Origin of the sequence: Bacillus hominis (assembly GCF_018332515.1) — a bacterium.
GTDB classification, from domain to species: domain Bacteria; phylum Bacillota; class Bacilli; order Bacillales; family Bacillaceae_G; genus Bacillus_A; species Bacillus_A hominis.
The window spans coordinates 1-7,434 of sequence record NZ_BOQD01000399.1; the positions used below are offsets into that span (position 1 = coordinate 1).

Here is a 7,434-nt window from a genome sequence, read left to right on the forward strand (position 1 = left end):
TTGATATTTTGTTGATATTTTGTTGATATTTTACACATATTAATGAAATGCGCATATATTATCGTATGGAGATTCTCCACTCATAAAACCTATCTTTTTTGAGCATACTTTATTTGTATGCTCCTTTTTTATTCTTTACTTAACGGCTTATTCTGTTAATGTTTCCAAATATCCACCTGAACAAACATTGAATGTTTCGAATTTTCTCTTATTATGCACTATGAATATAAGTTTAACAATTTATCTATAGCTACATTTTCAGCATCACTTAAATCGACAAAATAATGAAGTTGCCACAGTTGACTCTTCTTAGCTTGATTACTAACAGGTTTATCCCAAATAGGGTAAACTCTCATAGCCATTTTCCCTTTTTGATTTTGAGTTTTTAATATTTTTTCTTTTAGAAGAATCTCTTTTGGAAAAATAAATTGTCCTAGTTTATTATCCGCTATACAAGTGATAACTAAAAGGTTAGGAGCCAAATCATAAGAAAATGCCTGATTGCTCATAGAGGCATTCTTCTCCCAAAAAGAAACAAATTGTCCAATCTTATTAGGCGTAATTTTTGATACCCTAAATCGGATGCTTCTATTATTTAGCTGGAATACCCCTCCTGCATATTCTGAATTTTGCTTTTCTTCTTTTCGTTTAGTAATGAATAGATTATTAGGTTTATAAATCATTTCATCTAGTTTTTCAATTATATTACTAAAATTTGTCATGTAAACGCACCTTTTTTATTTTTCAGTATACCAAGAACATTTGTTCTTGTATATCGAACTTAAACCTTAATCAAAAACCGCTGTAAAGATACTTAAACGAATGATAGCTTTGTATCGTCTTTTCAAAGATTATTTTATCTACTCCATCCATAACTTCAAATTTACTTTTATAGTATTCATTACGTAAATATCCCAATTCCTTGTGTTATTTATTATTATATTAATATACAAACAAAAACGAGGTACATATTACATGACCCAATTCAAAATTTACTTTGGCTCCATAGAGCACCCTTTCTTCCTATTAGTTTTATATCTTATCGCACTTCTTTTAACAATCGGCATTACATTTAGTATATGTCATTCCCTTTTACTAAATTTAAATGCACCGAGTTGGGTAGCAAAACTATTAGCTATCGTATTAACTCTAGGTGTTGCTTATCAAGTATTTATGGACTTATTTTAATATATTATCGTCTAAACAACTTTAACTAAAAGGCTCTACCATAAGGTAGAGCCTTTTTTTAAAATAGTCCATAAATCACAAACATGTCTTTTATTTTATTGGAGATGGGAATCTTGCAGCTTCAAAATGCGTACTAATAAACCCTGGATTATTTTGTATAATCAGTCCATCTACATCACTCTCAGCAAAAATTTCAACTACATCTCCTGCATGTAATTGAAGTATTGTTGAAACAGCTACGACATTTGCAAAATTAGATGGACCAAAAAAGTCATTATCTATCGCTATAGCTGGATTATCATTTACCCGAATTTCTACACGCGCTCTATAATTCGTATTACTATCATTAGGTGCAAAACTGATTGTACCAATAATAGAATAAACCCCTCTAGTCTTCGGAATAAAATCTGATGTTACTGGATTATATTCATTCGCTAAATCAAACTGTTCATTTTGGAATAATACTTTAACAAAAGTATTTGCAGTGACATTTTGATTTACTGTACTAACCGCTCTAAAAGCAGATGCCCTTACAAGTTTATCTTTCTCATTATCACAACACTTATCGTAATAATCTGTACTCTTCTTACAACAAGTATGCTGTGTCTTTTTATAGCAATTGCAATGCTTACAATAATAATAAGACATATTTATATCCCCTTTCTAAATCTATTGTTGTATACTATGCAAAATAAATTTAAAAAGTTTGGACGAGCTATTGCTATTATGAAATTAAAAAACTCCACCGAAAAGCAGAGTTAATAAAATTTTTTCCTTTTTAATATTTATACAATTGGAGATGGAAATCTAGCAGCCTCAAAATGAGAACCATCTTCTGAACTACTAATAACCCCATCTATACTACTTTGCGCAAAAATCTCAACAATATCCCCTGCATGTAATTGGAGTATTGTTGAAACACTTACGACATTCCCAAAATTTATCGGACCAAAAAAGTCGTTATCTATAGCAATTGCCGCATTTCCATTCACTCGAACTTCTACACGCGCTCTATAGTTTACATTTGTATCGTTTGGAAAGAAACCAATCGTCCCAATTACGGAATAAACTCCTCTAGTCTTTGGAGTAAAATCTGATGTTGCTGGGTTATATTCGTTCGCTAAATCAAATTGTTCATTTTGAAATAATACTTTAACAAAAGTATTTGCCGGAAGGTTTTGATCAACTGTATTTACAGCTCTAAAAGCAGATGCTCTTACAAGGTTTTTCTCCTTATGATCGAAAGAACAGTCATCACATCTTTTACCGCACTTATTATAATAATCACTTCTTTTTTTACAACAATCATGATTTTTCTTTTTGTAACTCTCACAATTCTTACAGTAGTAATAACAAGACATATATATCGCCCCTTTCTACTCTATTACTACATATTATGCAAGCTAGATTTGGAAGGTTTAGACTAATTGTTGCTATTACAAAAAATAAGAATGCTCCACCATAAGGCAAAGCGAATAGAAAGTATAACTTTTAAAACAAAGCACTCAGTAATATTCCAGTTATATCAGTAATGCGAATTATCTAGTTTTATCAACTCGGATTTTCAGAAAAAATTCCTCCATGCGATTTTATTATTATTAAATAGATTATTTTGTTCAGTGAGATATGTAATATTTCATATTTTATTATTTCAATATCTCTTTATTACCGGTAAGTTGATAACAATCTCTTAAATTTCCTTTAAAATCAACAATATCTCCTATACCAAGTATTTTTCTATCCTCTAGGATTTTTCTTAAGCATTATATTCCAATATTATTATTGTAAATTATTGACCTGTACAAGCGTAAGATTTTTGTGTATTCTATGGACAAGGAGTAAGGTAAGAGTTACTCTTTGCCATTTTAGAAAAGGCCCTGTTGGAGACAACAGGGCCTTTTTTCATAAACTAAATCGGTAAGATTCCCTTACCAGTTGACTTTCTTTACCTGAACATCATGTATTTCTTTTTGCATACACCGCTGCTCTTCTTCGACTGTTTCATTTACAATCATCAGACACTATTTAATAGTACATCGTTAATTTATCCAGTACTTTCAAAACAGCTTGGACACCGTTAAAACACTTCATGCACTACAAATAAATCATCCGTTCTTGTACAGGGCAAGTATAAATTTTGGAATGTCCTTATATGAAATTACTTACAACTTATACTTTTGGAGATGGGAATCTTGCAGTTTCAAAATGCGTACTATCTTCTACATTACTAATAACTCCAGCTACGCTACTTTGTGCAAAAATCTCGACTGAATCCCCTGCATGTAATTGAAGTATTGATGAAACAGCCACAACATTAGCAAAGTTTATCGGACCAAAAAAATCATTATCTATTGCAATTGCTGGATTTCCATTAACACGAATTTCTACCCGCGCTCTATAATTTACGTTTAGGTTATCAGGAATGAAAGTAATTGTTCCAATAACAGAATAAACGCCTCTTGTCTTTGGAATAAAAATTGATGTAACTGGATTATACTCATTCGCTAAATCAAATTGTTCATCTTGGAATAAAACTTTAACAAAAGTATTAGCTGGAACATTTTGATTCACTGTATTTATAGCTCTAAATGCAGACGCCCTTACAAGCTTATCCTTATCATCACAACAACAATCCACATTTACATTAACACAAGGTTTTTCCTCTTGTTTTTTATCACATCTTTCATAATAGCCATCATATTTGTCATAACACTTACTGCTTTTTTTGTGACAATCATGCTGTTTCTTTTGGTAATCCTTACAATACTTACAGTAGTAATAATAAGACATACTAATTCCCCCCCCCTTTAAACTTTTTACTATATATTATGTAAAATAGATTTAAAAAGTTTGGACGGGTTTTTACTATTTTTAATAGAATTAAAAAAGATCCCAACATAAAGTAAGGATAGGGGTTAGCAAAATATAATAAAGTATAACAAACCCATCTTCATCAAGAGTATATTTTAACTTCCGTTCAATTTATTTAAAAAGTATCTCATGATTCTTATCGGCACCTTTCAATTTAGAAAAAGTACGATGCCTGCCGTTTGAGCCTGTTCTTCTTGTTTTTTCATCCGGACGCACAATGCTTTGTATTTTTCCAGCGCCTTCACCACAAGTCTTCGCATTCCCCTTTCATCAATGTCTTCAAAAAATGACAATTGATTCATACGATACGGTTCCCCTCCGTTCGATTTTGTTACTATTCAGGACATTATTTCATTTTTTTTGACATTCTTTTAAATAATCGATAGTCTCTTGAACCTGTTCTTTTGTTGAAAGTAATTCCATCACATTGCCTTCTGTATTATATACACGAATTTTTCTTTCCTTGTACTCCATCCCTAGCATCCCATCATCACCTAAAAGCTTTACGTTACCTTCCATTCTCTCCACCTCACTTTAAAAGGATTATTTTGTTCAGTTTTCGATACGAAAGCTTTATATTAACTTTTGTCACTATGTTAGGTCATCTGTAAATTATTGATTACTTTTGTAAAACATAACATTTATCTATTAACTTATTTAACTTGATTGGTTATTATATGTTTGAGATTAGTTCTCAATTAAAAATCATAAGGAGTGTTCATCTTGAAGAAATTATTAGCTATTCCTGCAATTGCTGTATCACTTATCGGATTAGGTCAAACTGCCACATTCGCAGCAACAGAAGCAAATGTAAGTCAAAAAATAACTGAGCCTAACAAAGTACAGATTCCGCCAATTCAATATGCTTTAGAGGCAAATGAACCGTACACTTTTTATGGATCAGGAGTTTTTAAGTTTTATCATAAAGGTGGAATAGACCTAAGAGTTTTCCTGAAAAACACTGGTGATGAAACTTTCAGTTATGATTTATACAATTCTAAAAATGGTTGGTTATCAAATGGAAAGCTAGCTCCTGGACAACAAACTATAAATGAATTCAGTACTAATTGGTCTGATTGGCTTCCTGATGGTGAATATAGAATTGTATTTAGAAACAATAGCGGTGCATTTTCTAAAGTCCAAATTGCTGCACGAGCATTAGATGAATAAACATCTAAATATTCATATTTTTTGAACTAACAATTTTATCAAGAGTAGTTAGCGAAATCTAGCTACTCTTTTCTACAAAATGAAATTTTTATAACCTTGTTACCATTTTGATAAGGCGAGCATATTATTATTATATAGAAATCCACCTTATCAAGAGCATATCTTTGCATATGCTCTTTTTCGGTTAACCAACATACTTATTTTAAAAAAGAAAATATAATATTTTGACTACTATCACACCTTACTTTCGTTTGATTTCACCATTGTTAATTAATTCACATTTTTTACACATTTCAAAATTAATCAGTTTCATTTCCCATATTTTTCTTTTAAATTTGTTACCTCCGTCATACAATAAAAGTGAAATTTCATATTTTTGGAATTTCATTAAACGAATTTTATTATCATAGCAGGAGGAAAACACAATGAACAGTCTTTACGACAGAAGACCTAGTAGCACTTTAAATGCAATCATCGGTATTTTTTTAATTCTTATCGCTTACCTAGGCTTGGCTTATACTAGCCTACCATTCAACTTTATGTTTATAGCTCTAGCTGGTGTAATTGCTTTATATTTAAACTATGGCTCATACGGGGTTAAGTCCGCATTTAGTCCTCTAAAAAAAGGCGCAATTAAAATAATTTTAATCGGCTACATATGGAATTTTTTGCAAAGTTGGATTGTTGCACTAATAATCACATATGTTTTTAAATTCCAATTTACAAGTAATGGAGAGAGTAATATTTTCGTAGATAATACACCCGCTCAATTCATTTATCACATTTTACAAATTGTATTTAGTTTAATCGGTGAAGAATGTCTCGTATTAGTTCCATCTATACTAGCAATTTATTTTTTGAAAAAACGTGGAGTAGATGAGAAACTTTCGATGATTATTGTCACAATTGTTGGAGCAATCTTATTCGGTTTGGCGCATTACTCTACATATGACGGTAACCTAATTCAGATTTTCTTAGTCATTGGCTTAGCTAGATTACCATTTAACTGGGTTGCATTTAAAGCTAATTCATTATGGGCCAGTTCTATTACTCATATATTATTTGATCTCACATCATTCTTATCAGTATTATTATTTGCCCTACTCTAAAATGGTAATGTGATTAAGGAGCACTTTTCAAAAGTGCTCTTTTTCATATATAAATAACACTACAAAATGAAGTTTTTATATTAACTTACTTTCAACTTCCCCTGCAACATATCAAGTAACACTTCAAATATCGCTTCTAAAACATCAACTACTATACTATTACCAGCTAATGCATATAACGTTGCATTTCGTTTTCCCGGCTTAGTTGGAAATTCTTTTAACATAAGCTCGTAATCTTCATCACCGAATCCTAATAACCTCCAACACTCACGCTCTGTTAAATACCTATACTGCGGATTGCTCAATCGAATAATCCCTGCATTCGGACAACGATCTTGTCTTTCAGTTATGGTGTAGCAATACTCATCAATTACATCCAGTTGCCGTTTATAACTCCCTGTAGGATTCGGATTAAACTCTTTAATTTTGTTCAGTATCGATGGAATATTAATTAAATACTGCGACGGAATTTCATCATATGGTCCATACTCCATAAATTCTTTAATATCCCTCATTGGTTTAAATCTTAGTTTATTAAAATCAAACGCTTTGCCACCTAATAGCGAAATGCAAAATACTCGCTCTCGTGCATGCGGCACTCCAAATTTCCTAGCATCTAGTACATCAAATGAATTTGTATAACCCAGCTTCTCCATTTCTTCCAAATAGTAATTGAATACTGGTACTACATTACGATCTAACACGCCTTTCACATTCTCCCAAATGATGACTTTAGGTCGCCATTCACCCATTTCTTTAATTATCCGCAGCGTTTCCAACATCAATTGAGATTGTGAATCTTCAGTATTACTTTTACGTGCCTTATTTGCTCTACTGTTATCTTGGCAAGGTGACCCGTGAACTAAAATATCAGGCTTTAAATTCCATCCTCTTACATCCTGCGGTTTATGCAGGTGGTCATATAGAGCGTTATATACTTTCACTCTATTAGCTTGCCATTCTACGTAATCAATCGCTTTATGATCTATTCCTAAATTAACAAATGCCTTTCTGGGTGCTCCGATTCCCCCCAAACAATTCAAGTATTTTAATCAAAGCCACCCCTCCTTTCTTTTCAAATAACGATTTTGTTTAG

General features: G+C 31.7%; 10 protein-coding genes. 3 read left to right on the forward strand and 7 right to left on the reverse strand.

Annotated elements, in window-relative coordinates:
• Positions 1–218 precede the first annotated feature (218 nt).
• Positions 219–722, reverse strand: coding sequence for a MepB family protein (locus tag KI356_RS25625; protein WP_212936836.1), 504 nt, complete (start codon positions 720–722; stop codon positions 219–221).
• 253 nt (positions 723–975) lie between these two features.
• Here KI356_RS25625 and KI356_RS25630 point away from each other — a divergent pair, with 253 nt between their 5' ends.
• Positions 976–1,188: a hypothetical protein gene (locus KI356_RS25630; protein ID WP_212936837.1), complete on the forward strand. Its 213-nt coding sequence runs from the start codon at positions 976–978 to the stop codon at positions 1,186–1,188.
• A 90-nt stretch (positions 1,189–1,278) separates the two neighbouring features.
• On the opposite strand, the gene KI356_RS25635 is transcribed toward KI356_RS25630, so the two are convergent.
• From KI356_RS25635 to KI356_RS25655, 5 genes are all read right to left on the reverse strand, one after another.
• Positions 1,279–1,836, reverse strand: a complete 558-nt coding sequence (locus tag KI356_RS25635) for a C1q-like domain-containing protein (protein WP_212936838.1) — start codon at positions 1,834–1,836, stop codon at positions 1,279–1,281.
• A 137-nt stretch (positions 1,837–1,973) separates the two neighbouring features.
• Complete coding sequence (locus KI356_RS25640) at positions 1,974–2,549, reverse strand: C1q-like domain-containing protein (protein WP_212936839.1); 576 nt, start codon at positions 2,547–2,549, stop codon at positions 1,974–1,976.
• 808 nt (positions 2,550–3,357) lie between these two features.
• Complete coding sequence (locus KI356_RS25645) at positions 3,358–3,978, reverse strand: ABC transporter permease (protein ID WP_212936840.1); 621 nt, start codon at positions 3,976–3,978, stop codon at positions 3,358–3,360.
• Between the two features lie 230 nt (positions 3,979–4,208).
• Positions 4,209–4,361, reverse strand: a complete 153-nt coding sequence (locus KI356_RS25650) for a hypothetical protein (protein ID WP_212936841.1) — start codon at positions 4,359–4,361, stop codon at positions 4,209–4,211.
• Positions 4,362–4,410: 49 nt separating this feature from the next.
• A complete protein-coding gene (locus KI356_RS25655; protein ID WP_212936842.1) occupies positions 4,411–4,578 on the reverse strand; it encodes a hypothetical protein in 168 nt (55 codons plus the stop codon).
• 204 nt (positions 4,579–4,782) lie between these two features.
• On the opposite strand from KI356_RS25655, the gene KI356_RS25660 reads away from it, so the two are divergent.
• Entirely contained in the window at positions 4,783–5,229 is a 447-nt protein-coding gene (locus KI356_RS25660) for a hypothetical protein (RefSeq protein WP_212936843.1), read from the forward strand.
• 425 nt (positions 5,230–5,654) lie between these two features.
• Positions 5,655–6,338: a CPBP family glutamic-type intramembrane protease gene (locus KI356_RS25665; RefSeq protein ID WP_212936844.1), complete on the forward strand. Its 684-nt coding sequence runs from the start codon at positions 5,655–5,657 to the stop codon at positions 6,336–6,338.
• Between the two features lie 80 nt (positions 6,339–6,418).
• Here the strand turns inward: KI356_RS25665 and KI356_RS25670 are convergent, their stop codons facing one another.
• Positions 6,419–7,381, reverse strand: coding sequence for a DNA cytosine methyltransferase (locus KI356_RS25670; RefSeq protein WP_212936845.1), 963 nt, complete (start codon positions 7,379–7,381; stop codon positions 6,419–6,421).
• Positions 7,382–7,434: the final 53 nt, after the last annotated feature.

What these genes read in the sequence shown, in the direction of transcription:
- KI356_RS25630 (WP_212936837.1), top strand. Translation starts at nt 976, where the DNA reads ATGACCCAATTCAAAATTTACTTTGGCTCCATAGAGCACCCTTTCTTC.
- KI356_RS25650 (WP_212936841.1), bottom strand. Translation starts at nt 4,361, where the DNA reads ATGAATCAATTGTCATTTTTTGAAGACATTGATGAAAGGGGAATGCGA.
- KI356_RS25635 (WP_212936838.1), bottom strand. Translation starts at nt 1,836, where the DNA reads ATGTCTTATTATTATTGTAAGCATTGCAATTGCTATAAAAAGACACAG.
- KI356_RS25655 (WP_212936842.1), bottom strand. Translation starts at nt 4,578, where the DNA reads ATGGAAGGTAACGTAAAGCTTTTAGGTGATGATGGGATGCTAGGGATG.
- KI356_RS25645 (WP_212936840.1), bottom strand. Translation starts at nt 3,978, where the DNA reads ATGTCTTATTATTACTACTGTAAGTATTGTAAGGATTACCAAAAGAAA.
- KI356_RS25625 (WP_212936836.1), bottom strand. Translation starts at nt 722, where the DNA reads ATGACAAATTTTAGTAATATAATTGAAAAACTAGATGAAATGATTTAT.
- KI356_RS25665 (WP_212936844.1), top strand. Translation starts at nt 5,655, where the DNA reads ATGAACAGTCTTTACGACAGAAGACCTAGTAGCACTTTAAATGCAATC.
- KI356_RS25640 (WP_212936839.1), bottom strand. Translation starts at nt 2,549, where the DNA reads ATGTCTTGTTATTACTACTGTAAGAATTGTGAGAGTTACAAAAAGAAA.